Consider the following 24,704-nt stretch of genomic DNA (forward strand, 5'->3'; position numbering starts at 1 on the left):
TCAGCTCCCTTCAGCACCCGGCTGCGCAGCCGGGCCGGTCTCGGGGGCGGCCTGCGAGGCCGCCTCAGTGCGGGGGGCGCGGTCGCCACGGCCGCCGCCACGACGGGGGCGGTCGCCGCCACCACGACGCGGACGGTCGCCGCCGCCACCACGACGGTCGTCACGCTCGCGACGCTGGCCGGCACGAGCGCCGGCGGCAGCCGCCTCGCGCTCGGCGCGGCTGGTCGGAGCCTCGCCCTTGTAGATCCAGACCTTCACGCCGATGCGGCCGAAGGTCGTACGGGCCTCGTAGAAGCCGTAGTCGATGTCCGCGCGGAGGGTGTGCAGCGGCACGCGGCCCTCACGGTAGAACTCCGACCGCGACATCTCGGCGCCGCCCAGACGACCGGAGCACTGGACACGGATGCCCTTGGCGCCGGACTTCATGGCCGACTGCATCGCCTTGCGCATGGCGCGGCGGAACGAGACACGGCTGGACAGCTGCTCGGCAACGCCCTGCGCGACGAGCTGCGCGTCGATCTCCGGGTTCTTGACCTCGAGGATGTTGAGCTGGACCTGCTTCTTGGTCAGCTTCTCCAGGTCGCCACGGATACGGTCCGCCTCGGCGCCGCGCCGGCCGATCACGATGCCGGGACGCGCGGTGTGGATGTCCACCTGCACGCGGTCCGTCGTGCGCTCGATCTCGACCTTGGAGATGCCGGCCCGCTCCATGCCCTTCTGCAGCATGCGGCGGATCGCCACGTCCTCGGCGACATAGGCCTTGTACAGCTTGTCGGCGTACCACCGGCTCTTGAAGTCGGTCGTGATGCCGAGGCGGAACCCGTGCGGGTTAACCTTCTGGCCCACTATCGGGTCCTTCCCTTCGGCTCGCGGGACTCCACGATCACAGTGATGTGGCTCGTCCGCTTGTTGATCCGATAGGCACGACCCTGGGCACGCGGGCGGAACCGCTTCAGCGTCGGGCCCTCGTCGACCCACGCCCGGCTGACGACGAGCGTCTGCGGGTCGAGGTCGAAGTTGTGCTCAGCGTTCGCCATGGCGCTGCTGAGCACCTTGTAGATCGGCTCGCTCGCCGACTGGGGAGCGAACTGCAGCACGGCCTGCGCCTCCGAAGCGGGCAGCCCGCGAATGAGGTCCACCACACGGCGGGCCTTCTGGGGCGTGACACGGACGAACCGCGCCTGAGCCCTGGCTTCCATCGCTTTCTCCTACTTCCGGGACGCTTACCGCCGGCTGCGGCGGTCTTCCTTGACGTGGCTGCGGAAGGTCCGCGTGGGGGCGAACTCTCCCAGCTTGTGGCCGATCATCGACTCGGTGACGAAAACCGGGACGTGCTTGCGGCCGTCGTGCACGGCGATCGTGTGCCCGAGCATGTCGGGAACGATCATGGAGCGCCGCGACCACGTCTTGATGACGTTCTTGGTGCCCTTCTCGTTCTGGACGTCGACCTTCTTCTGAAGGTGACCGTCCACGAAGGGACCCTTCTTAAGGCTACGTGGCATTTCGGCTGCTCCTACCGCTTCTTCCTCTTGCTCCGACGACGGATGATCAGTCGGTCGCTGGCCTTGTTGGCCTGGCGGGTGCGCCCCTCGGGCTTGCCCTTCGGGTTCACCGGGTGGCGACCACCGGAGGTCTTGCCCTCACCACCACCGTGCGGGTGGTCGACGGGGTTCATCGCGACACCGCGGACGGTGGGGCGCTTGCCCTTCCACCGCATACGGCCGGCCTTGCCCCAGTTGATGTTGGCCTGCTCGGCGTTGCCGACCTGGCCCACCGTCGCCCGGCAGCGCACGTCGACCATGCGCATTTCGCCGGACGGCATACGCAGCGTGGCGTACTGGCCTTCCTTGGCGAGCAGCTGGATCTGTGCGCCCGCGGAGCGGCCGAGCTTGGCGCCGCCGCCCGGACGGAGCTCCACCGCGTGGATGAAGGTACCGGTCGGGATGTTGCGCAGCGGCAGGCAGTTGCCCGGCTTGATGTCGGCAGCGGGGCCGTTCTCGATACGGTCGCCCTGCTTGATGCCGGTCGGCGCGATGATGTAGCGCTTCTCGCCGTCGGCGTAGTGGAGCAGAGCGATGTTGGCGGTGCGGTTGGGGTCGTACTCGATGTGAGCGACCTTGGCCGGAATGCCGTCCTTGTCATGCCTACGGAAGTCGATGATCCGGTAGGCGCGCTTGTGACCGCCGCCCTGGTGGCGGGCGGTGACCCGGCCGTGTACGTTACGGCCGCCCTTGCTGTGAAGGGGCGCAAGCAGCGACTTCTCGGGCGTGCTGCGGGTGATCTCGGAGAAGTCCGAGACACTCGACCCGCGGCGACCCGGGGTCGTCGGCTTGTACTTACGGATGCCCATCTTTTTCGTTCATCCTTCGTCGGTTACATGGGTGAGCCCGCCGCGCGAAAGCGCGACGGTCTCGACCCCGCACAGGCCGTGCGGCCCGCACTCACTTCTATGGCGCTGCTAGCCGATCTGACCGAAGATGTCGATCCGATCGCCCTCGACCAGGCTCACGATCGCGCGCTTGGTGTCGGGACGCTTGCCGAAACCGGTACGGGTGCGCTTGCGCTTGCCCTGCCGGTTGATCGTGTTCACGCTGGTGACCTTGACCCCGAAGATCTGCTCAACAGCGATCTTGACCTGGGTCTTGTTCGCGGTGTTCTTCACCAGAAACGTGTACTTGTTGTTCTCATCGATCAGGCCGTAGCTCTTCTCAGAGACGACCGGCTTGATGATGATGTCGCGCGGGTCGGCGATCTTCTCCATCAGGCCTCTTCCTTCCCGCTGTCGCTCAGGCGAGCGACGACCTGGTCATACGCCTCCTGCGTGAAGACCACGTCGTCCGCCACGAGCACGTCGTACGTGTTGAGCTGCCCCGCGTCCAGCAGGTGGACCTCGGGAGCGTTACGCAGGCTCAGCCACGTCAGCTCGTCGGCCTCGTCGACCACGACGAGGACGCGCGGAGCCTGGGTGACCTTGCGCAGCGCCTCGAGGGCGGCCTTGGTCTTGGGCGTCTCGCCGGAGACCAGCGAGCTGACCACGTGGACGCGACCGCCGCCGGCCCGGTCGGAGAGGGCGCCACGCAGGGCGGCGGCCTTCATCTTCTTGGGCGTGCGCTGCGAGTAGTCGCGCGGCACGGGGCCGTGGACGGTGCCACCGCCGGTGAACTGCGGCGCACGGGTCGAGCCCTGACGGGCGCGGCCGGTGCCCTTCTGGCGGTACGGCTTCTTGCCGCCGCCGGAGACCTCACCGCGGGTCTTGGCCTTGTGGGTGCCCTGCCGGCGAGCGGCGAGCTGGGCCACGACCACCTGGTGGATCAGCGGCACGTTGACCTTGGCGCCGAAGATGTTCTCGGGCAGGTCGACGGTGCCGGCCTTCGCGCCGCTGGCGTCGAGGACGTCAATAGTGGTGCTCACTTGGCAGCCCCCTTCTTGGCAGAGGTGCGAACGAGGACCAGGCTTCCGTTGGCGCCGGGGATCGCACCCTTGATCAGGATGAGGCCCTTCTCGGCGTCCACGGAGTGAACCTTGAGGCTCTGCACGGTGGTGCGGACGTTACCCATCCGACCAGCCATGCGCAGACCCTTGAAAACGCGGCCCGGGGTGGCGCAGCCACCGATGGAACCCGGCGAACGGTGCTTGCGCTGCGTACCGTGCGACGCGCCCAGACCACCGAAGCCGTGCCGCTTCATGACACCGGCGAAGCCCTTGCCCTTGCTCTTGCCCGTCACGTCGACGAACTGGCCGGCCTCGAAGGTGTCGGCCAGCAGCTCCTGGCCCAGGGTGTAGTCGCTCGCGTCGTCGGTGCGGATCTCCGCGAAGTAACGGCGCGGGGTGATGTCGTGCTTACGCAGGTAGTCGCCGAGCGGCTTGTTGACCTTCCGGGGGTCGACCTGCCCGAAGCCGAGCTGGACGGCGGAGTAGCCGTCCTTCTCTGCAGTGCGGACGCGGGTCACCACACACGGACCGGCCTCGACCACGGTCACCGGCACCAGCCGGTTGTCCGCGTCGAAGACCTGGGTCATGCCGAGCTTCTTGCCCAGGACGCCCTTGATCGTCTTAGCCATGTCAGTGTGTTCCCTCAGAGCTTGATCGAAATGTCGACACCCGCGGGGAGGTCGAGCCGCATGAGCGAGTCAACCGTCTTGGGGGTCGGGTCGATGATGTCAATCAGCCGCTTGTGCGTGCGCATCTCGAAGTGCTCGCGGCTGTCCTTGTACTTGTGCGGCGAGCGGATGACGCAGTACACGTTCTTCTCGGTCGGCAGCGGCACCGGGCCCGCGACCTTCGCGCCAGTCCGCGTCACCGTCTCGACGATCTTCTTGGCCGAGCTGTCGATGACCTCGTGGTCATAGGCCTTAAGCCGGATGCGGATCTTCTGTCCCGCCATAGTGGCCTCGGTGTCCTTCGCTGTCGTCTGAAAAAGTATCGTGCGGCCTTATGCCGCTGTATTGGTGCAGGTCGAAGCCTGCTAGACCCCACGAGGCAGACGCAGTGGATCTGCCTTTTCTTCCGTGATCCGGCAGTGACTTCGGTCATATCTCTTCGGCCGAAGCAACTGCTGGATCACGGCCTTCACATGAGGTCCCTAACGTGGTTCGGCGGTCGGCTCCGAGTCCGGGGCCGACCGCCGCCCCGACGGTCTAGCTACTTGATGATCTTCACGACCCGGCCGGCGCCGACGGTGCGGCCACCCTCACGGATCGCGAACTTGAGGCCTTCCTCCATGGCGATGGGCTGGATCAGCTCAACGCGCATTTCGGTGTTGTCGCCCGGCATGACCATCTCCGTGCCCTCGGGGAGGTTCACGACACCGGTCACGTCAGTCGTACGGAAGTAGAACTGCGGGCGGTAGTTGTTGAAGAACGGCGTGTGGCGGCCGCCCTCGTCCTTGGACAGGATGTAGACCTGGCCGTTGAACTCGGTGTGCGGGGTGGTCGTGCCCGGCTTGATGATGCACTGGCCGCGCTCGACGTCGTCGCGCTTGATGCCGCGGAGCAGCAGGGCGGCGTTGTCACCGGCGTGACCCTCGTCGAGCATCTTGTTGAACATCTCGATGCTGGTGACGGTGGTGGTCGTCTTCTCCGGCTTGATGCCGATGATGTCGACCTGCTCGTTGACCTTGACGATGCCGCGCTCGATACGACCGGTGACGACGGTGCCACGACCGGTGATCGAGAAGACGTCCTCGACCGGCATGAGGAACGGCTTGTCCGTCTCACGCGGGGGCTCGGGCACGTTCTCGTCGACGGCGTTCATCAGCTCGATGATGCTGTCGGCCCACTTCTGGTCGCCCTCGAGAGCCTTGAGAGCGGAGACGCGGACGACGGGCAGGTCGTCGCCGGGGAACTCCTGAGCGGACAGGAGCTCACGGACCTCCAGCTCGACGAGCTCGAGGATCTCCTCGTCGTCGACCATGTCGGCCTTGTTGAGGGCCACGACGATGTAGGGGACGCCGACCTGGCGGGCCAGGAGGACGTGCTCCTTCGTCTGCGGCATCGGGCCGTCGGTGGCGGCGACCACGAGGATGGCGCCGTCCATCTGGGCAGCACCGGTGATCATGTTCTTCACGTAGTCGGCGTGACCGGGGCAGTCAACGTGAGCGTAGTGACGCTTCTCGGTCTGGTACTCGACGTGCGCGATGGAGATCGTAATGCCGCGAGCCTTCTCCTCGGGCGCCTTGTCGATCTTGTCGAACGGGGTCGCCTTGTTCAGCTCGGGGAAACGGTCGTGAAGCACCTTGGTGATCGCCGCGGTCAGCGTGGTCTTGCCGTGGTCGATGTGTCCAATGGTGCCGATGTTCATGTGCGGCTTAGTCCGCTCGAACTTGGCCTTGCCCACTGGTTCTCTCCTTGAGAATCTGACTGACTTTCGTCTACACACTCGGGCCCGGGAACTCCCGAACCCCTTGGCGGCGGGGTGGCTCTCACCACCCCACCAGGGACCAGGACTTTATTCGCCCCGGGCCTTCGCGACGATCTCCTTGGCGATGCCCGGGGGCACCTCCGAGTAGGAGTCGAACTGCATGCTGTAGCTCGCGCGCCCCTGCGTCTTGCTACGCAGGTCACCCACGTAGCCGAACATCTCAGACAGCGGCACGAGCGCCGTGACGACACGGGCGCCGGCCCGCTCGTCCATAGACTGGATCTGTCCGCGGCGACCGTTGAGGTCACCGATGACATCACCCATGTAGTCCTCGGGCGTGGTGACCTCGACGGCCATCATCGGCTCGAGAAGCACTGCGTCCGCCTTGCGCGCGGCCTCCTTGAAGGCCATCGAGCCGGCGATCTTGAACGCCATTTCCGAGGAGTCGACGTCGTGCGCGGCACCGTCGACGAGCGTCACCTTCACGCCCACCATCGGGTAGCCGGCCAGCACGCCGAACTCGGCGGCCTCCTGGGCGCCCGCGTCGACCGACGGGATGTACTCCCTCGGGACACGACCACCCGTGACCTTGTTCTCGAACTCGTAGCCGTCGTTGCCTTCACCCAGCGGCTCGAGGTTGATGATCACCCGCGCGAACTGACCGGAACCACCGGTCTGCTTCTTGTGGGTGTAGTCGAGCTTCTCCACCTTGCGGCGGATGGTCTCGCGGTAGGCCACCTGCGGGCGGCCGACGTTGGCCTCGACCTTGAACTCGCGACGCATGCGGTCGACGAGGATCTCCAGGTGAAGCTCGCCCATGCCCCAGATGACCGTCTGACCGGTCTCCTCGTCGCGGCGAACCTGGAAGGACGGGTCCTCCTCGGCCAGCCGCTGGATGGCGGTCGACAGCTTCTCCTGGTCGCCCTTGGTCTTGGGCTCGATGGCGACGTTGATGACCGGAGCCGGGAACGTCATCGACTCGAGCACGACCTGGTTGGTCGGGTCGGACAGGGTGTCGCCGGTCGTGGTGTCCTTCAGACCCATGACCGCGACGATCTGGCCGGCAATCGCCGTCGGGCGCTCCTCGCGCTTGTTGGCGTGCATCTGGTAGATCTTGCCGATCCGCTCCTTCTTACCCTTCACAGAGTTGACGACCTGTGAACCGGTCTCGAGCGTGCCCGAGTAGATGCGGATGTAGGTGAGCTTGCCCAGGTGCGGGTCGCTCGCGATCTTGAAGGCCAGAGCGGAGAACGGCTCGGTCGGGTCGGCGTGACGCTCGATGACCTTGTCCTCGTGGCCGACCGCGTGGCCCTTGAAGGCCGGGATGTCGGTCGGGGCCGGGAGGAAGGCGACGATCGCGTCGAGCAGGGGCTGCACGCCCTTGTTCTTGAACGCGGTGCCGCAGAGCACCGGGTTGATGGCGCTGGCCAGCGTGGCGCGGCGGATGGCCGCGACCAGCTGCTCCTCGGTGGGCTCGACGCCCTCGAGGAAGAGCTCCATCAGCTCGTCGTCGTTCTCGGCGACCGTCTCGATGAGGCGGTCACGCCACTCGCGAGCGGCCTCGGCGTGGTCGGCCGGGATGTCGACGGTGTCGTACATCTCGCCCTTGGCCGCCTCGGCGCTCCAGAGGTAACCCTTCATCTTGATGAGGTCGATGACGCCCTTGAAGTCGGCCTCAACGCCCCAGGGAAGCTGGATGACAGCCGGGGTCGCGCCCAGACGGCTGATCATCATGTCGACGCAGCGGTGGAACTCCGCGCCGACACGGTCCATCTTGTTGACGAAGCAGATCCGGGGGACGTCGTAGCGGTCAGCCTGGCGCCACACCGTCTCCGACTGCGGCTCGACACCCGCGACGCCGTCGAACACGGCGACGGCACCGTCGAGGACGCGGAGCGAACGCTCCACCTCGATGGTGAAGTCGACGTGACCCGGGGTGTCGATGATGTTGATGGTGTGACCGATCCACTCACAGGTGGTCGCGGCAGACGTGATCGTGATGCCGCGCTCCTGCTCCTGCTCCATCCAGTCCATCGTGGCAGCGCCCTCGTGGACCTCACCGATCTTGTAGTTGATACCGGTGTAGAACAGGATGCGCTCGGTCGTGGTGGTCTTGCCCGCGTCGATATGGGCCATGATCCCGATGTTTCGGACCTTGGCCAGGTCAAGAGCGGTCGTGGTGGCCACTTCTCTCGCGTCCTCGTCGTCTCGTCGAACCCGCCGGGGTTACCAGCGGTAGTGGGCGAAGGCCTTGTTGGACTCGGCCATCTTGTGGGTGTCCTCGCGCTTCTTGACACTCGCCCCAAGGCCGTTGCTGGCGTCGAGGAGCTCGTTCATGAGGCGCTCGGTCATGGTCTTCTCGCGGCGGGCGCGGGAGTACTGCACCAGCCAGCGCAGGGCCAGGGTGGTGCTGCGCGCGGCGCGCACCTCGACCGGCACCTGGTACGTGGCACCACCGACGCGGCGGCTGCGGACCTCGAGGGTCGGCTTGACGTTGTCGAGCGCGCGCTTCAGGGTGACGACCGGGTCGTTGCCGGTCTTCTCCCTGCAGCCCTCGAGGGCGCCGTACACGATGGACTGCGCGATGGAGCGCTTGCCGTCGAGAAGCACCTTGTTGATCAGGGCGGTCACCAGGGGCGAGCTGTAAACCGGGTCAGACATGAGCTGACGACGGCCAGGAGAACCCTTGCGAGGCATAGTTAGCTCTTCTCCTTCTTGGCGCCGTAGCGGCTGCGGGCCTGCTTGCGGTTGCGGACACCCTGGGTGTCCAGCGAGCCACGGATGATCTTGTAGCGAACACCGGGCAGGTCCTTCACACGACCGCCACGCACGAGCACGATGGAGTGCTCCTGCAGGTTGTGGCCCACACCCGGGATGTAGGCCGTGACCTCGATGCCGTTCGTGAGTCGAACGCGGGCCACCTTGCGCAGTGCCGAGTTGGGCTTCTTCGGGGTCGTGGTGTACACGCGCTGGCACACGCCGCGCCGCTGCGGACTCCCCTTGAGGGCAGGAGTCTTGGTCTTCGAGACCTTGTCCTGCCGGCCCTTGCGGACCAACTGCTGAATAGTGGGCACTGCCACTCCGTTTCGTGCCTTGGCCGGTGTTTCGTCAGTTGTGATGCATTTCGCAGGTACTGCCGGTGTCATGACCTGCTGATTTTTCTTGTCTCGGTGCCCCCGCGCTCGGGCGTGTCGCGCTATTCACGCAGACGTCCCGCGAGGTTTACGAGCCAGGAAGCCGTCCCGCGCTCGTAATGAGCGCACGGTCGAGAGCCCGCTAGAGACGGGCACGAAGCTCAAGACTACCCAGGCCTCTGCGACACGTCAAAGCGGCGCGGCAAAGCGGACAAGCCTTGCCACTCCAGGACGCCGAGACCGTTTTCATCAGTGCTCGGCTACTGCTCCGGGTCCATGATATCGGGATGGAGGGGCGAACTGTGACGGGTTCGCAAGGACTGCCAGGGCAGCCGTTTGCATGGCGGTGACCCCTGCCCTCAACGTGGGCAGGGGATCGGGGCGGAAAGTCCCGGTATGCGGGCGTCCGACCAGGCCGGAGGGTGGGGCCGCGCCTACGTACCAGTAGACGGAAGGGACGCCGTAGAGGGGGAAGTCCTCGCAGGCCGAGCCGCCTGGGGCGGTGACGACCGTGCCGAGCGCGGCCTCGTGGGCCCGGCGTACCAGGGCGGTGGCGGCGCGGTCGTTCACACCGGGCGGCACCCTGGAGACCACGATGACGCCGGCTCCCGCCGTCTCCTCCGCCAGCCGCGCGACGCGGGCGACGGCCCGGGTCACCGCGTCCTCCGTCGCGGCCCTGACCGTGATCCCCGCCTCGGCGAGGGTGGGGACGACGTTCGCGCGCTCGCCCGCGTGCAGCGTCCCCACGGTGACGATCGCCTGGTCGAACGCCGTCTGATCGAGCCGGTGGACGAGCTCGGCGACGGCCGCGACCGGATTGCGCCCGACGGCTTGGCCCACTTCTCCGGCGTGCCCGCCGTCTCCCGTGACGACGACGCGGAGTTCGGCGCCGGCCGCGGTGGGCGGCTCCGGGTAGGCGATCAGGCCCGCGGGGAACGGCGAGACGTGCTGGGCCAGCGCCACGTCCGGGACGCCGAACCGCTCGTACAGGCCGTCGGCCAGCATCGCCGCGGCGCCCTCCAGCGTCTCCTCCGCGGGCTGGCCGATCACGAGCACCGTGCCCCGCCAGTCGTCCGCGGCGGCCAGCCGGCGGGCGGCGCCGGCCAGGCAGGCGAGGTGGAGGTCGTGACCGCAGGCGTGGGAGACCGGGACCGTCCTGCCGTCGGGGGTCGTCGCGGTGGCGGTGCTCGCGTACGACAGGCCGGTCTCCTCCTTGACGGGGAGCGCGTCCAGCTCGGCCCTGAGCATGACCGTGATCCCGTCGCCGCGGCACAGCCTCCCGACCACCCCATGGCCGCCGACCCCGGTCGTCACCTCGTACCCGGCCGCGACCAGCCGCCCCGCCAGGCGGGCGGCCGTCCTGTCCTCCTGCCAGGACAGCTCGGGGTGGGCGTGCAGGTCGGCCCGGAAGATCGCCAGGTCACGCAGCTCGGCGGTCACGGGAGACGACCCCGACGGCGCGGGGGACGGTTCGGCGGTCATGGGAAGGGGTGTGGGTCGGGGTTCAGGTCGACCGGGGTCAGGGGCGCGGTGCGGTGGCCGAGCCGGTACGGAACCTCCAGCGGACGCGTCAGACCGCGCACCCTGCGGTTGCGGTGGCCGAAGGTCATCGGGAGCGTGCCGGGGACCAGCACCTTGACGCAGGAGAAGCCGCAGGCCCGGTGCTCCGGCGTGGTCTGGTCGATGACGACGACGTCCATGCCCTCGGCGAGGAAGCGGTCCACCACCCGCGTGACGTCGAGATCGCCGGGCACGGTGAACGCCTCCATGTCGGGCAGGCGTCGCACGGCCGTGCCCTCGGTCAGGAACGTGAGCCGGTCGAAGGCGGCGTCGGCGCCGTACAGGGTGGAGTGGTCGTGCATCGTGGCCACCAGATCAGGATTTATCACCATCTCCTGGGCTCGGTGAACCTCGTCCGGATATCGGCGGATCAGGTCGGCCAGCAGCGGCCCGAGCTCGCTCAACGCGCCGAGCACGGCCTTCTCCGGCACCAGATGGGCCCCGGCGGCGCACACCATGCGCGGCCTGCCCGGGTCGCCGTCCTGCCGCACGCCCATCGCCCACACGCTGGGGACGCCGTGCTCCATCGTCGTGTCGTACAGCTCGACCCGGTAGCCGGTCTCCGCGGTGATCGCGGCGGCCTGGAGCGGGATGGTGCGGTCCCGTGCCGTGCCGGGGTCGATCCGCGGCACCGGGAGCCGGCCGTACCAGGTCATGAGGAAGGCGTCCCGCTCGACCGTCTCCAGCAGCCCGTAGAGCAGGGCCTCGGCCATGCTGCCGCCGAGCGCGCACCCGTTCGAGATCTCGAACAGGAACGGCCGCTCCCGCCCCCGCACGTAGTAATAAGCCAGGCTCTCCGGCACGAGGATCGGCGCCCGCCGGCCGAAGGAGTACCCCCATACCCAGTCGCAGACGGCGTCCTCGGTGAACGGCCGGAACGCGAACCCCTCCCTCCCGTAGGACGAGGGGTCGTGCTCGCCCAGGGTTCGCGGGTCGAGCGCGTCCGCGGCCACCTCCGCGTAGGAGGCCCGCACGCGGGTGCGCTTGCCGCCGGGCTCGACGCCGCCCCACCGTTCGAGCGCTTCGAGCACGGCGGTGACCTCGCTGGCCCGGTAGCCGCGGGTGCGGCCCACGCCGGGCTCCGAACCGCCCTCGAACCGCAGCGGCAGCATCGCCCCGGCGATCACCAGGCCGCCGAGCGTGTCCCGGATGAGGGGTCTGATCAGCCCGCATTCGCCGTCCACGTACGTGTCGAGCAGCGCGCCGTGCTCGGCCGGCACGTCCCTGACCCGGTAGCCGGGAGGCCGCGGGGCGGCGCCGGGCTCGAACACGGCGGACGCGCGGTCGTCGTCCGGCAGGCCGCCGCAGTCGGGGCAGTGGGGTTCCGGCAGGAACGTGTGGCGTTCGGCGGTGAGCGTGCGCAGGTCGACGTGCCAGACGGCGCACCCGGGACCCTCGGCGGCGTGCGCGGCCAGGGCCGCGATCGTGCGGGCGGCCAGGCGCCCGAGGTACGGGGAGGCCCGCTCGGCGAGTTCGGGGCCGTGGACGGCCAGGACGGCGGCCCGATCGGCACTGTCGGTCCTGACCCGGTTTCGGCGGGTCTCGAAGCAGGTCAGGCAGCCGGGTTCGCCGGGCCGTTGCAGCGGCCCGATGACGGCGACCCCGTACTCGACCCACACGGGCAGCCACGCGCCCCCGTCGCGCCGGGGGCCGCGCGCCCAGCCGTCGCAGGCGCTGATCGTCACCTCCTCCCGCCCGTCGCGGTCCTTCAACGCGATCGTGATCTCCTCGGCCAGCAGGCCCGTCCCCATGACCTCAGCCATGGAGCGGCTCCGTGACGACGCGGACGACGTGCGGCATGAGCGCGTGTACCTCCCGGTCGTGATCCAGCGGAACGGCGCTGACCCGCAGCCCGGCGCCGGCCAGGGCGGCGGCGAGCTCACCGGCGCCGAGCCCGGCCGCCTCCGTGTCGACGGCGACCGGCGGCTCCTGCGCGACGACCGGGCACAGCTCGGGCAGGGGCGCAGAGCCGGGAATGCCCTGGTACGCGGCCAGGATCCCTTCGAGCGTGGTCCGCAGCGCGGCCAAGGGCGTGACGCCCGCCGCCCGCGCCACCAACCGCCCGGCGAGCGTCCCCGCGTACACGGGCACGCCCGAGGGGCCGGTGGCGTCCAGCACCTGGTACGGCAGCCCGATCGCGTCCAGCAGCGCCGCCGAACGCGCGGTCTCGTCGTCGGCCGCCCGCGCGCCGCCCACGTCCACGGCCGGCAGCGGCCCGCCGAACCCGGCCAGCGCCGCGCAGTGGTCCAGCAACCCCGTGACCAGCGCCTCATCGGCCGAGTAACCCGCGGCGGCCCCGGTGGCGTGCGGGTCCAGGAACACCGCGCGGGCGGGCAGCAGCACCTCACCGCCCTCGACGAGGCCACGGCCGCGCACGAATGCCTCGACCCGTCCCGCGGCGACGTCGTCCACCAGCGGGTCGCCCAGGCGGCCGTCATCCGGCGGCCGTTCCCCTTCGCCGGTCAGTGGTGTCCCCTCGGCCGTGACCAGGCGGCGGGGGTCGAGGGCGAGCAGCCCGTGCACGGTGATCGCCTTCAGCGCCGCCCGGTATCGCGCGGCGGCGAAGTCCGCCCCCACGCCGATCACCCGCGCCCGCGACCCTCCGAGGATCCCCATCGGATCGGCCACCGTGGTCACCGAAACGTGCAGCGGGAGCTGCCCGTACTCCCCCTCCTCGATCTCGGCGAACACTCCCGTCCGCGAGTCCATCAACCTGGCCGCCCGCCGCGAGAACTCCTCCTCGCCGAGCGGCCCCGCGCTCGCCCCCGTGCCGGGCGGCAGCGCCGACAGGTGCGGCAGGAAGGAGTGCGTACGCGTGCCGAACCCGTCCAGGTCCACCACGTGCAGACGCGGACCGCCGGACACGCGAGGCGTTCCGGACAGGCAGCGCCCCAGGTCCGCCACCACCTGCCCGGCGACCACGGCAGCGGCGACGGGCGACACGGAGACGTGCCCGGCGGTACGCGGGACGGCCTCCATGGCCGCCAGCCGCCGCCACCCGGCCGCCCACGGCGGGACGTCGCGCCCGACGACGCCGCTCTCGCTCCACCACGCCTCGCCCTCGCGCAGCAGCACGTGCGCGACGGGCAGTCCGCGCTCGGCGCTCAGCCGGTCGAGGCGCCCGGCGGCGGCCAGCCCGTCCGCGTCGGCCGCCGCGACGTGCACGAGCGCCCCGCCCGACGGCTCCCCCAGCACCTCCAGCCCCAGCCTGCGCATGGCGTCGGCCAGGGCGGGCGCCAGCTCGCCGAACCGGTCCGCGTCGGCCAGCAGCGAACACGTGGCGCCGGCCGCCACGGGCAGCACCCCGCGCTCCCCCGCGTCCTCCACCAGCCCGCGCTCACGCAGCGTGGTCAGCAGGCTCGTCACGAACGCCCGCCGCTCGTCGGGCAGCTCCGCGGTCAGCTCGGCCACGGTCCTGCTCCCGTCGAGGTGCACGGCCAGCCGCTCCACCCATAGGTGGACGGAGGCCCCGTTCATCCGCACGACGCCTTCGCGGGTGAGGAAGGCGACACCGCCGGAGGTGGGCGCGAAGCGTACGTCGGCGGGAAGTCTGGGTTTGAAGTCGTTCAACGTGGTGCCTCCGCGGTTCCGATCATGAATTCGCCGACCGCGCACTCCTCCAGCGGGTCCCGCCCGGTCGCCTCGGCGAACGCGGCCGAGTCGCCGCTGCCGAGCCCGCAGGCCGCCAGGCCCATCGCCGTGGCCACGCAGTAGAGCGTCTGGTAGAGCACGCCCACGTGTTTGAGCGTCAGCGCGTACCCCATGCCTTCGTACTTCCACAGCAGCCGGCCGGCGCGACTGGAGACCGCGAGCAGGACCTGGGGTCGGCGGCCGGTGGCGGCGCCGTGCCCGGCGACGGTCAGCAGCCGGCGTACGGCAGGATGGCCGGCCTCGCGTACCGGTCTGAGCACGTGGTCGTGCCCGTCGTAGTGGTACATGCCGGGTTCGAGCCCGGCCACGTTCCTGACGACGGGGTAGATCTCCAGCTCGTGGACGGACCCTCCGGAGGGGTACGGCTTGCGGGTGTACTCGACGCCGTCGGCCGTCCAGCACTCCCGCACCCTGGCCGTGCGGTACAGCAGCTCGCCGAGCAGGTCGAGGGTGATCGGGCGCGCGTCGTCGTGCTCGCGTACGGACCTGCGGCCCTCCAGCACATCCGTGAGCGAGGGGTCCTTGAGCCGCAGCTCGTCCAGGTCGGGCGTGGGCAGCTCGATCGCCCGGCCGGGGTAGGGCCGGGGCCGTGCGGGCAGCGGGTCGAACCGGCCGCGGGCCCAGAACGTCCCGCCGAACCCGTCGCCCAGGTAGCCGCGGTGACCCACCCGGCTCCGATCATGGAACTCCAGCTCGTGCGGCGCCCACTGCCGGAACCGCAGCTCCCGCTCCTCGGCCCCCTCGGGCACCGCCAGCCCGGCCCACGCCAGGTCGGCCAGGACCTCGCCGCCGGGCCGGACCACGTCGCCGACCAGGGCGGGGTCGTGGACGTACAGGTCGCACCAGGCGAGCGGGGAGCTGACGACCAGCGCCTCCCCCTCGCGCCGCAGCATGGCGAACCTGGACAGAACCGGCCGCTCCGGCACCGCCGGCCGTGGCGGCGGCGGGCGCAACGGGTCGAGTGTGTAGAGCGGCGCGCCGTCCCGGGTGATTGTGATCTTGAGCCAGCCTCCGGCGCGCAACCGTTCGACGAGCGGTCCCCCGGCCGTGCGGGGTCCGGCGGCCAGGTCGCGGAGCAGGTGAAGCTCATCCCCCGCGAGTTCGCCGAGGGTCTCGGCGTGCGGCCAGGCGAACAGGCGGGCCCCCGCGTCCAGCCGGGCCAGGTGCACTCCGGCGCGCAGCTCGTACCGTTCCCCGGTCATGAGGCCGCGGCCCGGTAGACGTCGTCGGCGGCGCTCGCGGCGAGGTGGCAGATCAGGAAGCGCTGGTCGGGCGTGAGGCCGATCCTGGTGAGGTGGAGGTACGCGCAGTTCAGGGCCAGGCGGTAGGCGGCGAAGGCGGGGGTGTCCTTCAGGGCGAGCCAGCGTTCGTCGGTCTCCAGGTGCCGGTGGAAGGGGGAGACCTGGGCGAGCGGGGGCTGGGTGGCGGGGCCGCCGGTGGCGTAGCGGAGGCTCAGGCGTCCCTCGTCAATGAGGATTCGGCCCCGGTCGTGGGTGTTCCGGATCGTACGCAGCCACGCGCCGGGCTCTGCGGCGCCGGTCAGGGCCTTGATCCTGGCGGTGAGCGGCTCCCTGTTGCGTTCGTAGTGGGCCTGCCATTGGGCGCGGACGCCTTCCGGCAGGCGCGACAGGTACGCCTCGGCGTGCGAGCGCAGCGAGGTCCTGGCGGCGGGCAGGCCGCCCTCCGACAGGTCGTGCGCCGTGGCGACCACCAGGTCGAAGGCGATGCCCGGCAGCGGTGTGCCGGCTCTGACCCGGTCGAGGGCGTCGAACGCGGCCTCGGTGGTGTCGGCGTAGAAGTCCGCGAGGAACCGGTCGAGCTCGGTGTCGAGTCCTGGGGGTTCGGCGGCGACGGTGTTGTCGGGCGCCCATGGCAGCAGCGGCCCTTGTTCGCCTTCCAGCTCGGCCAGGCGCTCGTGCAGGGGGAGCAGCGCCTGCGGGTCGGTGGTGCCGGCGGACGGGTCGGCGGCCAGATGGCGCTCGACCGCCCGGGCGATCTCCGTGGCGTCGCCGTCCACGAAGATCCGCAGATGCGGGCCGCGCACCCAGTGGCGCAGGAAATATCCCCGTATTTCATGCCAGGCCGGCCGGATCGCGTCCAGGATGAGGTCGTCCATCGGGCCGTCGTGATAGTCCACCCGCAGCCGCGTCCAGGTCATCCGACCCCCACCTCCGACTCCCGCGAGGCCCGGGACGCCAGGTAACGCAGCCGGGCCTCCTCCTGCACCCGGATCCCCAGCCTGTTGGCCAGCAGATGCGCGGCCAGGTCGACGGTCGCCCCCGTCCGCGCCGCGTCGAACCCCGCCGCCGCCAGCTCCTCCGCCAGCCCCGCGATCGAGGCGTACCAGGTGGCCACCACGCCACGGGGCTCACTCGGCGGAGGCCCCTGCGTCACCGTCCTGGCATGCTCGACCAGCGCCACCATCCGCTCGCGGGCCACATGCGACCCGGCATCAGCGGGTGGACCGAACATCCTGCCCTCCCCCGCGACCTGCCAGGCGACCAGCAGCATGGTCAGCCATGCCACGCTCCGTCTCTCGTGTCCGAGCCCTGCCTCGATCAGCTGGAGTGCGATCACGCTGGAGTCGTGGAAGTGCCGCTCCACGGCGTCGAGCGAGCGGCCCGTGCCGTAGCGGTCGTGTTCCGGCCGGTACGGGATGAGGTGGGCGGAGTCGTTCGGATAGAGACGCCGTGCGTAGCCCGGGACGCCTTCGCGGGCGGCGAGGGTCGCGGCGAGCCTGGCGTACCCCTCCGGGTCGATCACCGCCTCCGACGGATGATCGCGCAGATACGCCTCGGCCCGCTCGACGACGTGCTCCGCCGGATGCGACCTGACCCTGATCCGCAGATGCGGGCCGCCCTCCCAGTAGCGCAGGAAGAAGCCGTCGTCGCCGAGGAGCGGCCCGGCCAGGCCGCTGATCATGTCGTCGAGCGGCCCCTGCGAGAAGACGTGCACACTGACCCAGCTCATCGGCCTCCCACCTCGATCAGGTATTCGGTCACCCGCTCCGGCCCCGGGTCGGGCAGCGCCTCCTCGAAGAGCGCGAACGCGCAGCCGCGTATCTGCCGCTCGAAGTTCCTGACCAGGAACAGGTTCGCCAGGTCCAGGAAGAGCGGTTTGCGCGCCTTGTCCTGCCCTTTGTCGCCCGTCTGCTCCGGCCAGGCGCGGACGAACGATCGGTGCGGTACGCCGTACCCGTCCGCCCAGGCGATCAGCCGCGTGAGGTACGCCGCGTCGCCCTCGCCCTTCGCGCGCACCGGCAGCGTGGCCCCCGGCGCCAGCCAGCGACGCCGCTGCACCACCACTCGCCCGGCCTCGACGCGCGGATATCGGGTCACCTCCGACGGGACCCGGCCCATCCGCACCAGCGGTGGCGAGCTGGGATGGAGCAGGTAGCCGGGGCCGAAGACCCGTTCGATGAACCGCGCGGCCGGCGGCAGCCGGAACTCGGCGGCCATCCCGAGATGCAACGGCACGACCCGGCGGCCGAGCCGCTTGGAACGCAGCTCGGGCAGGCCGCTGTCCGGGCAGAGCGTCACGTGCAGGTCCGTGAGCGGCAGCCGCAGGTCGGGCGGGCGCGTGCCGGGCGAGTGGGGGTAGTCGATCTCATATCGGGTGCTCGGCGGGCGCGCGTTGAGCGTGGAGCCCAGGTCGCCGGAGAACTCGGCGTAGACCGCACCCTCCGGGTCCTGGAGCCGGGGCGGCTCGGGGTGGCCGCCGGCGCGTTCGACGAGGTGGTCGAGCCTGCGCAGGGCTCGGCCGTGCCCGCCGTGGACGACGTTGAGCACCAGGGTGTCGGCCACCGACTGTACGTAGCAGGCCGAGGAGGCGGGGATCGCGATCCAGGACGGCCACGACTCCAGCTGCGCGGCCAGCCGTCCGGGGGTGACGCGGCAGGTGCCGTCGGGGTCCTCCGCGTCCAGCGCCAGGCTTCTCGCCTCGGCCCTGAGGTGCTCCAGCTCCCGGATCCTGGGGAGGGCGGAGGTGGCCAGTGGCCGGGTCCAGGCGGCCGATGAGCCGAGGAACGCGCGCAACTCCCGGCCTGCCTCGCCGGTGCCGGCCAGCTCGCGCTGGATGTGGCGGTGGAGCGTGAGGAAGGGGACGGCCGGGTCGGGGCCGTACCGGGTGGTGAGGTAGTCGGCGACCGCCAGGCGCATGGGGTGCTTGGCGTCGAAAACGGCCAGCCAGCGGCGTACGACGTCGAGATCGGCAAGGCCGCCACGCCATCGCGCCGGATCAAGCCTCGCCACGGGCTCAACGCACACCGCGACCTCATGCACAACCGGCCGCCCCACACCACTGTCGCCACGATCACGGCCCACGACAGCGGCCCGGCCACCGCCTCGAGTGGCGCGCTTGGCATCAGCGCCGCCGGCTCCCCCAGCGGTGCCACCGCCACCAGCACCGCCCCAGGCGGCACCCTCGGCAGGGGCAGCGCTCTCGGTCGTATCAGCGGCGGCGCGACAGGCGTGGGCGGCGGCGATCAATCGCGCGAGTTCGTGGCGGACGGTGGACGGGTCGGTGGCGCGTTCCGTGCGCCGGATGCCGTCCAGCAGGTCCGGGAGCGGGCTGTCGTCCGGGCGGGCCTCCAGGAGCCCGACCGTGAGCAGCTTGTCCAGAAATTTCGTGACTGCGGCAGGCTCAGCCCCCAGAGCCTCGGCGAACCGGCCCCGCCGCACCCACTCCCCGCCCTCCGCGACACGCAGGCACGCGGCCACCGCCTCCGTCACCCCGATGGACACCAGCGCCTCCCCGGGAGGCGGCCCGATGAACTCCGCCATCCCGCCCACGACGGCGACCGACGGATTCACCCTGACCCAATCGTCCGAGAGCGTCCGGACACCGTCGACCTCCAGCACCGGCACCACACCCTCCAGGTGCCGCTCGGCACCGTCCCACACCGCCCGCCCGGTGCTGGTGAAGGTGCTGTACGGGCTGGTCTTCACGGCGGCCCTGACCAGGTATTTGGCCAGCCTGAGCAGCTTCTGCGGCTTGGGGCGCCGGGCAGGGTCCGCGAGCCATCTCTCCAGGTCGGCCGCCAGCTCGCCACCGGCCAGCGCCAGTCCCCTGCGGAAGGCGGGCTCGGCCGCGGCGGCGCGCAGCCGTTCCTCCTTCTCCAGGGACTCCCGGGCGACGACCTCGGGCAGGCGGGCGCGCAGCCCGGCGCACTCGCGCGCACGCCGTACCCACTCCTCCACCTCACCCCTCAGCCCGTACGGCAGCGCCGCCCCGGCCTCGGACCCCCACTCCCGCCCGGCGGGAAGACGCCCGGTGTGCAGCGCCCGCCGCAGCCCCACGAGCGCGGGCCGGGCCCCGGACGCACCGAGCTCTCCGATGACGTCACCGAGCGCCACGGCCAGCCGCCGCCCGTCCGCCTCCACCCGGGCGGTCTCGGCGAGCAGCCGGGTCACCAGCGCATAGGACTCGTCCCATCGCAGGGATTCCAGCTCCGCGGCCGCGACCCCGCATGTGCGGACAGCGACCGGCGGGCCGTCGTTTTCCCGCTCAATAACCGTCATTACATGAGCCCCATTCGCTTTATTGGCGCCAAAAGGCAACAGGCGCGGGCGCCGCAACTGCGGCGCCCGCGTACCGCGTCAGGCGCTCGAGCAGGAGCAGCAGATGTAGCAGAAGCAGTTACACGAAGCTCCCACTTCGGTCATGCCGTGACCAGCAGTAAGGGACTCGACCGCAACACCGTCATCGGCGAGTTCGAAGACGTCCATGGGCAGATCGCTGAGGTCCATGCGGACTCTCCTTCCGGGGGTAAACGCCCCATCGACATTCCAGGCAAACGCACGGATGTGCATCGCACGGAGGTCATCGCCTGGTATAGGAACACCCTTGCGACATCGCCGACGCTAGGTGTACATATGGAACACGGTCAAGAATCCGAACTGTCTGACTAAAATCGAAAATCGGTCAGCCAGCCAGGGAGGGGGAACCTGACTGTTGAAATCGGGGCATTTCGAATATCTTCGAAACCGCCAGCTCTGACGGGCCCAGAGCACATCTCAAACAAAAAGCCCCCTAGTCGGTAGGGAATACCGGCTTATTGCGCACCAGCTCTTACGGGGAAGGGGCCATCGAGCCATGAGCGCTGTCTCAACGCGCAGCACGGGTGCCAGGACCAGCGACGATCGCGTACGCCGGACGATGGACGTCACCAGGAGCCTGCTCCTGCGATCCGGCTACAAGCGGACCACGATGGACGAGATCGCCCGCCGGGCGGACATCGGCAAGGGCACCATCTATCTCAGCTGGGACACGAAAGACGATCTCATAAGAACGCTCGTCATTCAGGAAATCGTCGGAGTCTGCCAGGACATTTCGCGAATAGCGATGCTTCGTCCTGCCGTCGCGCAGCTCTCGGAGTTCTCTCGCGAGCTGTTCACGCTCGTGTTCAAGTATCCACTCTTCCGAGCACTCTACACCTATGACAAAGAAACGATCGGAAGAGCCTGCGACGATCCACAGCTCGGCTTCCAGTGTTATCGGTTCACGACGTTCACGCCATTTCGCGATTATCTCCGGATGCTCCACGAGAGCGGAATGTGGGATCCGTCCCACAGTTTCGCGCTGGACGCCCTGCTTTCCGGTTTCATCAAACTTCATCTGCACGCCGAGATCGCCGGCGCGCGACCCGATCTTGCCGCCCACGCCGACAGTCTGGCCGGTCTCATCAGGAGCTCTTTCGAACCTGCCGACCAGGTCCCGGCCGCAGAGCTGACCGATCCCGCCCGCCGTACCGTCGAGATCTTCGACGGCGCCGCGGCGAAATATCGGGCGAAACTCATCCCCCAACCCCTGGCCGCCTCCGTCTGAGGAGTCAATTGTGAACGAGACACACGTCCCGCCGGACCCGACGATGACGATGCCGGTCGACTCCCGGCCGCGTATCGAGGACGGCGGCCAGACCCTCCTCAAGTGGCTCGGCACGATGCGGGACGAACAACCGGTCTGGCGCGACGCATTCGGCATCTTCCACGTTTTCCGGCATGCGGCCGTACAGCGGGTGATGTCGGACTATGCGACGTTCTCCTCTGACATCAACCGGCTCCGGCCCGGCGGCGATCCGTTCAGCGCGGGCAGCCTGATGCTCACCGACCCGCCGGAGCACCGAAAGCTCCGCAAACTCATCAGCCAGGCGTTCACCCCGAAAATGTCCTCGGACATGGTGCCGCGGATCGCCGAGCTCACCACGGCGCTGCTGGACGAGATCGACGAGGACGAGTTCGACCTGGTCGAGAAGATCGCGCACCCGCTGCCCGTGATGGTGATCGCCGAGCTGCTCGGCATCCCGATCCACGACCGCGAGCTGTTCCGCACCTGGGCCGATCGGCTGGTCGCGCTGCACGTCGAGGACCCGCGGGACATCGAGATCGGGCGGATGGTCGGCCAGGCCATGCGCGAAATGGGGGAATACGTCCTCACCCACGTACGCGAGCGCCGTACCCGTCCGCAGGACGACCTGGTCAGCCGGCTGGTCGCGGCCGAGGTGGACGGCGACCGGCTCACCGACGCCGAGATCGTCAACTCCTCCTGCCTGCTGCTGCTCGCCGGGCAGATCACCAGCACCATGGCGCTGGGGAACGCGTTCCTGTGCTTCCGTGACGAGCCCGGCGTGGAGAGCGCCGTGCGGGCCGACCGGGAGCTGATCGCACCGGCCTTCGAGGAGGTGCTCCGGCTGCGCCCGCCGCTCACCCAGGCCGCCAGGCTCCCCACGGCCGACGTCGAGATCGACGGCACGCCGATCCCGGCCGGTTCCATGGTCATCAACTGGCTGCTGTCCGCGAACTACGACGAGCGCCAGTTCCCCGACCCGTACCGGCTCGACCCCGGCCGCCAGCCCAACCGCCAGTACGCCTTCGGCCACGGCATCCACTTCTGCCTGGGCGCGCCGCTGGCGAGGGTGGAGGGGAAGGTGGCGCTGGAGCTGGTGTTCGACCGGTTCGAGCAGGTCGAGATCGACCCGGACGCGGAGCTGTCGTACTACGAGGACCCCATGTTCGGCGTCAAGAGCCTGCCGGTACGCGTCAAGCGGGCGCCCCGATGACCGCCCCCGAGGGGCCGCCTTCGGTCACCGACGGCGGCACGTCCCTGTTCGCCTGGCTGCGCCAGATGCGCGACAGGCATCCGGTCTGGCGGGATTCCTATGGGATGTACCACGTCTTCCGCTACGACGACGTACGCGCCGTTCTGGCGGACCACGAGCGGTTCTCCTCCGACCGGACCAGGCTGATGGGACGGCAGCCGTTCGGCCAGGGCGGCATCACGATGATCGACCCGCCCGAACACCGCCACCAGCGCCGGCTGATCACCGCGGCCTTCACCCCGGGCTCCATCGCGGCCCTCGAACCACGTATCGCCGCGATCACCGACGAGCTCCTCGACTCGCTGCCCGGCCCCGACTTCGACCTGGTCGAGAGCCTGGCCTATCCCCTGCCCGTCACCGTGGTCGCCGAGCTGCTCGGCGTCCCGCCGTCCGACCGCGACCTGTTCCGCACCTGGTCGGACCGGCTCATGTCGCTCCAGGTGCCCGACTTCGCCGACCCGTCGCTGGCCGGGCGGGTGGCGGCGGCCATGGCGGAGATGAACGACTACCTGCGCGAGCACTGCGCGGACCGCCGTACCCGCCCCAGGGACGACCTGCTCACCCGCCTCGTCCACGCCGAGATCGACGGCCAGCGGCTCGACGCGGAACAGGTCGTCAACACCGCGAGCCTGCTCCTCCTGGCCGGGCACGTCACCACGACCGTGCTGATCGGCAACACCGTGCTCTGCCTGGCGGACACCCCCGAGGCCGCCCACCGGACAAGAGCCGACATGTCGCTCATCCCCCAGGCGCTGGAGGAGAGCATGCGCCTGCGCTCGCCGTTCATGCAGGCGGGCAGGGTGACCACGCAGGACGTACGGGTGGCCGGCGAGACCATCCCGGCCGACAGGTTCGTCATGGCCTGGCTCCTGTCCGCCAACCACGACGAACGCCACTTCGCCGACCCCGAACGCTTCGACCTGGATCGGCGGCTCACCGGCCAGCTCGCGTTCGGCCACGGCGTGCACTTCTGCCTGGGCGCCCAGCTCGGGCGCCTGGAGGGCCGCATCGCGCTGGAGCGCCTGCTGAGCCGCTTCACCGAGCTCCGTCCCGAAAAGCGCTCCTTCTACGAGAGCCAGATCTTCGGCGTCAGGGAGATGCACGTGAGAGGTTCCTCATGACCAAGCCCCTGCTGATCTACGCGAACGTCCCCTTCTGCAACTCCAAGTGCCACTTCTGCGACTGGGTGGTCCAGGTCCCCGTACGCGACCTGCGGCTCGGCGCGCAGAGCCCCGGCCGCGTCGCCTACCTGGAGGCCATCAAGACCCAGATCCGCGTCCAGGCCCCCGCCCTTCGCGAGCACTACCACCCCGACATCGTCTACTGGGGCGGCGGCACGGCCAGCATCCTCGGCCCCCAAGAAATCGAGTCCCTGCATGGCACGCTGTCCGCCGAGTTCGACCTGAGCACGGTCAGGGAGGCCACGATCGAGGGCAGCCCGGAATCCCTCGATCGGGACAAACTACGCCTGCTGCGCGGGCTCGGCTTCAACCGGATCAGCATCGGCGTCCAGTCCTTCGACGACGCGCGCCTGCGCCGCCTCGGCCGCGCCCACGCCGCCGATCAGGCCCTCACCGCCGTCCAGGACGCCCACGAGGCCGGCTTCACCAACATCAACATCGACCTGATCGTCGGCTTCCCCGGGCAGACCGGCCAGGAGGTCGCCGACTCGGTCCGTACGGCCCTGACCCTGCCCATCAACCACTTCTCGATCTACCCCTACCGGGCCAGCCCCGGTACGGTGCTGCGCAAGCAGGTCCACCGGGGCGCCCAGCTGGACCTCAACCTCCAGCTACAGGCGTACGGCATCGCCAGGGAGCTGCTGGAAGGGGCCGGCTTCCCCGAATACGCCATGTCCTACTTCGGCCACCCACGCTGCCAGTCGGACGAGGCGTACTACCAGCTCCGGATGGACTGGATCGGCTTCGGCTCGGGCGCCAACTCCCTGATCGGCCGCCGCTACCTGAGCTACGAGAAGGGCAAGCTGGCCCACTACAACGCCAACCCGCTGGCCTTCGACGTCAACGCCCCGGCCCACTCCCCACAGCTCACCCTCCACTTCCTGTCCCAGGCGCTCACGACGGCCGAGGGCCTGGACGCCCGCCTCTACCGGGAACGCACCGGCGTCCCCCTCCGCACGGCCTGCTCCGACCCCGAGGTGATGGCGTACCTGGAACGCATGAACGAGCACGGCCGGGTCATCGTGGACCGCAACGGCATCCGCCTCCACCGCGACGACATCGCCCAGATCTTCATCGCCCTCAACTGGATCACCACCCCGGGCACCACCACCAACGAGGTGATCCCCCTGACCCCCTCACCCACATAACCCCCCACGACCGCAGCCGGTGCGGGACGTGCGGTGGGCGGGGTGGGAGAGCCCGCCACACCAAACGGGCACGGAA

Annotated in this window: 24 protein-coding genes; 4 read left to right on the forward strand and 20 right to left on the reverse strand. The window is 69.7% G+C overall.

The window, feature by feature from the left end:
* From rpsC to ACWEPL_RS15005, 20 genes are all read right to left on the reverse strand, one after another.
* The gene (gene rpsC / locus ACWEPL_RS14910) at positions 1-846 is read right to left on the reverse strand and encodes a 30S ribosomal protein S3 (protein ID WP_363962198.1); all 846 of its coding nucleotides are present in this window, start codon (positions 844-846) and stop codon (positions 1-3) included.
* Positions 846-1,199, reverse strand: coding sequence for a 50S ribosomal protein L22 (gene rplV, locus ACWEPL_RS14915; RefSeq protein WP_020542306.1), 354 nt, complete (start codon positions 1,197-1,199; stop codon positions 846-848). Before rplV ends, rpsC begins: the two co-directional genes overlap by 1 nt.
* 24 nt (positions 1,200-1,223) lie before the next feature.
* The gene (rpsS, locus tag ACWEPL_RS14920) at positions 1,224-1,502 is read right to left on the reverse strand and encodes a 30S ribosomal protein S19 (RefSeq protein WP_192789896.1); all 279 of its coding nucleotides are present in this window, start codon (positions 1,500-1,502) and stop codon (positions 1,224-1,226) included.
* 11 nt (positions 1,503-1,513) lie between these two features.
* A complete protein-coding gene (gene rplB, locus ACWEPL_RS14925) occupies positions 1,514-2,350 on the reverse strand; it encodes a 50S ribosomal protein L2 (protein WP_192789895.1) in 837 nt (278 codons plus the stop codon).
* A gap of 108 nt (positions 2,351-2,458) precedes the next feature.
* The gene (rplW, locus tag ACWEPL_RS14930; RefSeq protein ID WP_350730984.1) at positions 2,459-2,761 is read right to left on the reverse strand and encodes a 50S ribosomal protein L23; all 303 of its coding nucleotides are present in this window, start codon (positions 2,759-2,761) and stop codon (positions 2,459-2,461) included.
* Positions 2,761-3,411 carry a 50S ribosomal protein L4 gene (gene rplD / locus ACWEPL_RS14935; RefSeq protein ID WP_363962197.1) on the reverse strand — a complete coding sequence of 217 codons (651 nt, stop codon included), beginning with the start codon at positions 3,409-3,411 and terminating at the stop codon, positions 2,761-2,763. The genes rplW and rplD overlap by 1 nt, the downstream gene beginning before the upstream one ends.
* Positions 3,408-4,061: a 50S ribosomal protein L3 gene (rplC, locus tag ACWEPL_RS14940; RefSeq protein WP_363962196.1), complete on the reverse strand. Its 654-nt coding sequence runs from the start codon at positions 4,059-4,061 to the stop codon at positions 3,408-3,410. Before rplC ends, rplD begins: the two co-directional genes overlap by 4 nt.
* Before the next feature lie 14 nt (positions 4,062-4,075).
* Positions 4,076-4,384 (reverse strand): 30S ribosomal protein S10, encoded by a 309-nt coding sequence (gene rpsJ / locus ACWEPL_RS14945; protein WP_012887830.1) that lies wholly within the window; start codon positions 4,382-4,384, stop codon positions 4,076-4,078.
* A 257-nt stretch (positions 4,385-4,641) separates the two neighbouring features.
* Positions 4,642-5,835, reverse strand: a complete 1,194-nt coding sequence (gene tuf, locus ACWEPL_RS14950; RefSeq protein ID WP_350730980.1) for an elongation factor Tu — start codon at positions 5,833-5,835, stop codon at positions 4,642-4,644.
* A gap of 111 nt (positions 5,836-5,946) precedes the next feature.
* Positions 5,947-7,995 (reverse strand): elongation factor G, encoded by a 2,049-nt coding sequence (fusA, locus tag ACWEPL_RS14955; protein ID WP_435054291.1) that lies wholly within the window; start codon positions 7,993-7,995, stop codon positions 5,947-5,949.
* 90 nt (positions 7,996-8,085) lie between these two features.
* A complete protein-coding gene (gene rpsG / locus ACWEPL_RS14960; protein ID WP_043623423.1) occupies positions 8,086-8,556 on the reverse strand; it encodes a 30S ribosomal protein S7 in 471 nt (156 codons plus the stop codon).
* A 2-nt stretch (positions 8,557-8,558) separates the two neighbouring features.
* Positions 8,559-8,933, reverse strand: coding sequence for a 30S ribosomal protein S12 (gene rpsL / locus ACWEPL_RS14965; protein WP_020542315.1), 375 nt, complete (start codon positions 8,931-8,933; stop codon positions 8,559-8,561).
* Between the two features lie 309 nt (positions 8,934-9,242).
* Complete coding sequence (locus ACWEPL_RS14970) at positions 9,243-10,475, reverse strand: amidohydrolase (protein ID WP_452436446.1); 1,233 nt, start codon at positions 10,473-10,475, stop codon at positions 9,243-9,245.
* Positions 10,472-12,316, reverse strand: a complete 1,845-nt coding sequence (locus ACWEPL_RS14975) for a TOMM precursor leader peptide-binding protein (RefSeq protein WP_452436447.1) — start codon at positions 12,314-12,316, stop codon at positions 10,472-10,474. Before ACWEPL_RS14975 ends, ACWEPL_RS14970 begins: the two co-directional genes overlap by 4 nt.
* Positions 12,309-14,123: a YcaO-like family protein gene (locus ACWEPL_RS14980; RefSeq protein ID WP_452436448.1), complete on the reverse strand. Its 1,815-nt coding sequence runs from the start codon at positions 14,121-14,123 to the stop codon at positions 12,309-12,311. Before ACWEPL_RS14980 ends, ACWEPL_RS14975 begins: the two co-directional genes overlap by 8 nt.
* Positions 14,120-15,406, reverse strand: a complete 1,287-nt coding sequence (locus ACWEPL_RS14985; protein WP_452436449.1) for a SagB family peptide dehydrogenase — start codon at positions 15,404-15,406, stop codon at positions 14,120-14,122. Before ACWEPL_RS14985 ends, ACWEPL_RS14980 begins: the two co-directional genes overlap by 4 nt.
* Positions 15,403-16,362 (reverse strand): lantibiotic dehydratase C-terminal domain-containing protein, encoded by a 960-nt coding sequence (locus tag ACWEPL_RS14990; RefSeq protein WP_363962191.1) that lies wholly within the window; start codon positions 16,360-16,362, stop codon positions 15,403-15,405. Before ACWEPL_RS14990 ends, ACWEPL_RS14985 begins: the two co-directional genes overlap by 4 nt.
* Positions 16,359-17,174, reverse strand: a complete 816-nt coding sequence (locus tag ACWEPL_RS14995) for a lantibiotic dehydratase C-terminal domain-containing protein (protein WP_452436450.1) — start codon at positions 17,172-17,174, stop codon at positions 16,359-16,361. Before ACWEPL_RS14995 ends, ACWEPL_RS14990 begins: the two co-directional genes overlap by 4 nt.
* The gene (locus ACWEPL_RS15000; protein WP_452436451.1) at positions 17,171-19,723 is read right to left on the reverse strand and encodes a lantibiotic dehydratase; all 2,553 of its coding nucleotides are present in this window, start codon (positions 19,721-19,723) and stop codon (positions 17,171-17,173) included. The genes ACWEPL_RS14995 and ACWEPL_RS15000 overlap by 4 nt, the downstream gene beginning before the upstream one ends.
* A 78-nt stretch (positions 19,724-19,801) precedes the next feature.
* Positions 19,802-19,951: a thiomuracin/GE37468 family thiazolyl RiPP peptide gene (locus tag ACWEPL_RS15005; protein WP_185070599.1), complete on the reverse strand. Its 150-nt coding sequence runs from the start codon at positions 19,949-19,951 to the stop codon at positions 19,802-19,804.
* 409 nt (positions 19,952-20,360) lie between these two features.
* Between ACWEPL_RS15005 and ACWEPL_RS15010 the strand changes: the two genes are divergently transcribed.
* From ACWEPL_RS15010 to ACWEPL_RS15025, 4 genes are read left to right on the forward strand one after another with little or no spacing between them, the layout of a single operon-like run.
* On the forward strand, positions 20,361-21,029 hold the full coding sequence (locus tag ACWEPL_RS15010; protein ID WP_452436452.1) for a TetR/AcrR family transcriptional regulator: 669 nt from the start codon (positions 20,361-20,363) through the stop codon (positions 21,027-21,029).
* Between the two features lie 10 nt (positions 21,030-21,039).
* Positions 21,040-22,260, forward strand: a complete 1,221-nt coding sequence (locus ACWEPL_RS15015; RefSeq protein ID WP_452436453.1) for a cytochrome P450 — start codon at positions 21,040-21,042, stop codon at positions 22,258-22,260.
* On the forward strand, positions 22,257-23,420 hold the full coding sequence (locus tag ACWEPL_RS15020; RefSeq protein WP_452436454.1) for a cytochrome P450: 1,164 nt from the start codon (positions 22,257-22,259) through the stop codon (positions 23,418-23,420). Before ACWEPL_RS15015 ends, ACWEPL_RS15020 begins: the two co-directional genes overlap by 4 nt.
* Entirely contained in the window at positions 23,417-24,628 is a 1,212-nt protein-coding gene (locus tag ACWEPL_RS15025; RefSeq protein WP_452436455.1) for a coproporphyrinogen-III oxidase family protein, read from the forward strand. Before ACWEPL_RS15020 ends, ACWEPL_RS15025 begins: the two co-directional genes overlap by 4 nt.
* Positions 24,629-24,704: the final 76 nt, after the last annotated feature.

The sequence above is a fragment of the Nonomuraea sp. NPDC004186 genome (genome assembly GCF_053603495.1).

Bases quoted from the DNA above. Each gene is read 5' to 3' on its own strand.
- ACWEPL_RS15010 (WP_452436452.1), top strand. From the start codon at position 20,361: ATGGACGTCACCAGGAGCCTGCTCCTGCGATCCGGCTACAAGCGGACC.
- rpsG (WP_043623423.1), bottom strand. From the start codon at position 8,556: ATGCCTCGCAAGGGTTCTCCTGGCCGTCGTCAGCTCATGTCTGACCCG.
- ACWEPL_RS14970 (WP_452436446.1), bottom strand. From the start codon at position 10,475: ATGACCGCCGAACCGTCCCCCGCGCCGTCGGGGTCGTCTCCCGTGACC.
- rpsJ (WP_012887830.1), bottom strand. From the start codon at position 4,384: ATGGCGGGACAGAAGATCCGCATCCGGCTTAAGGCCTATGACCACGAG.
- rplB (WP_192789895.1), bottom strand. From the start codon at position 2,350: ATGGGCATCCGTAAGTACAAGCCGACGACCCCGGGTCGCCGCGGGTCG.
- ACWEPL_RS15020 (WP_452436454.1), top strand. From the start codon at position 22,257: ATGACCGCCCCCGAGGGGCCGCCTTCGGTCACCGACGGCGGCACGTCC.
- ACWEPL_RS14985 (WP_452436449.1), bottom strand. From the start codon at position 15,406: ATGACCGGGGAACGGTACGAGCTGCGCGCCGGAGTGCACCTGGCCCGG.
- ACWEPL_RS14990 (WP_363962191.1), bottom strand. From the start codon at position 16,362: ATGACCTGGACGCGGCTGCGGGTGGACTATCACGACGGCCCGATGGAC.
- ACWEPL_RS15005 (WP_185070599.1), bottom strand. From the start codon at position 19,951: ATGGACCTCAGCGATCTGCCCATGGACGTCTTCGAACTCGCCGATGAC.
- ACWEPL_RS14995 (WP_452436450.1), bottom strand. From the start codon at position 17,174: ATGAGCTGGGTCAGTGTGCACGTCTTCTCGCAGGGGCCGCTCGACGAC.
- ACWEPL_RS15025 (WP_452436455.1), top strand. From the start codon at position 23,417: ATGACCAAGCCCCTGCTGATCTACGCGAACGTCCCCTTCTGCAACTCC.
- ACWEPL_RS14975 (WP_452436447.1), bottom strand. From the start codon at position 12,316: ATGGCTGAGGTCATGGGGACGGGCCTGCTGGCCGAGGAGATCACGATC.
- fusA (WP_435054291.1), bottom strand. From the start codon at position 7,995: ATGGCCCATATCGACGCGGGCAAGACCACCACGACCGAGCGCATCCTG.
- rplV (WP_020542306.1), bottom strand. From the start codon at position 1,199: ATGGAAGCCAGGGCTCAGGCGCGGTTCGTCCGTGTCACGCCCCAGAAG.
- rplC (WP_363962196.1), bottom strand. From the start codon at position 4,061: ATGGCTAAGACGATCAAGGGCGTCCTGGGCAAGAAGCTCGGCATGACC.
- rplW (WP_350730984.1), bottom strand. From the start codon at position 2,761: ATGGAGAAGATCGCCGACCCGCGCGACATCATCATCAAGCCGGTCGTC.
- rpsS (WP_192789896.1), bottom strand. From the start codon at position 1,502: ATGCCACGTAGCCTTAAGAAGGGTCCCTTCGTGGACGGTCACCTTCAG.
- ACWEPL_RS15000 (WP_452436451.1), bottom strand. From the start codon at position 19,723: ATGACGGTTATTGAGCGGGAAAACGACGGCCCGCCGGTCGCTGTCCGC.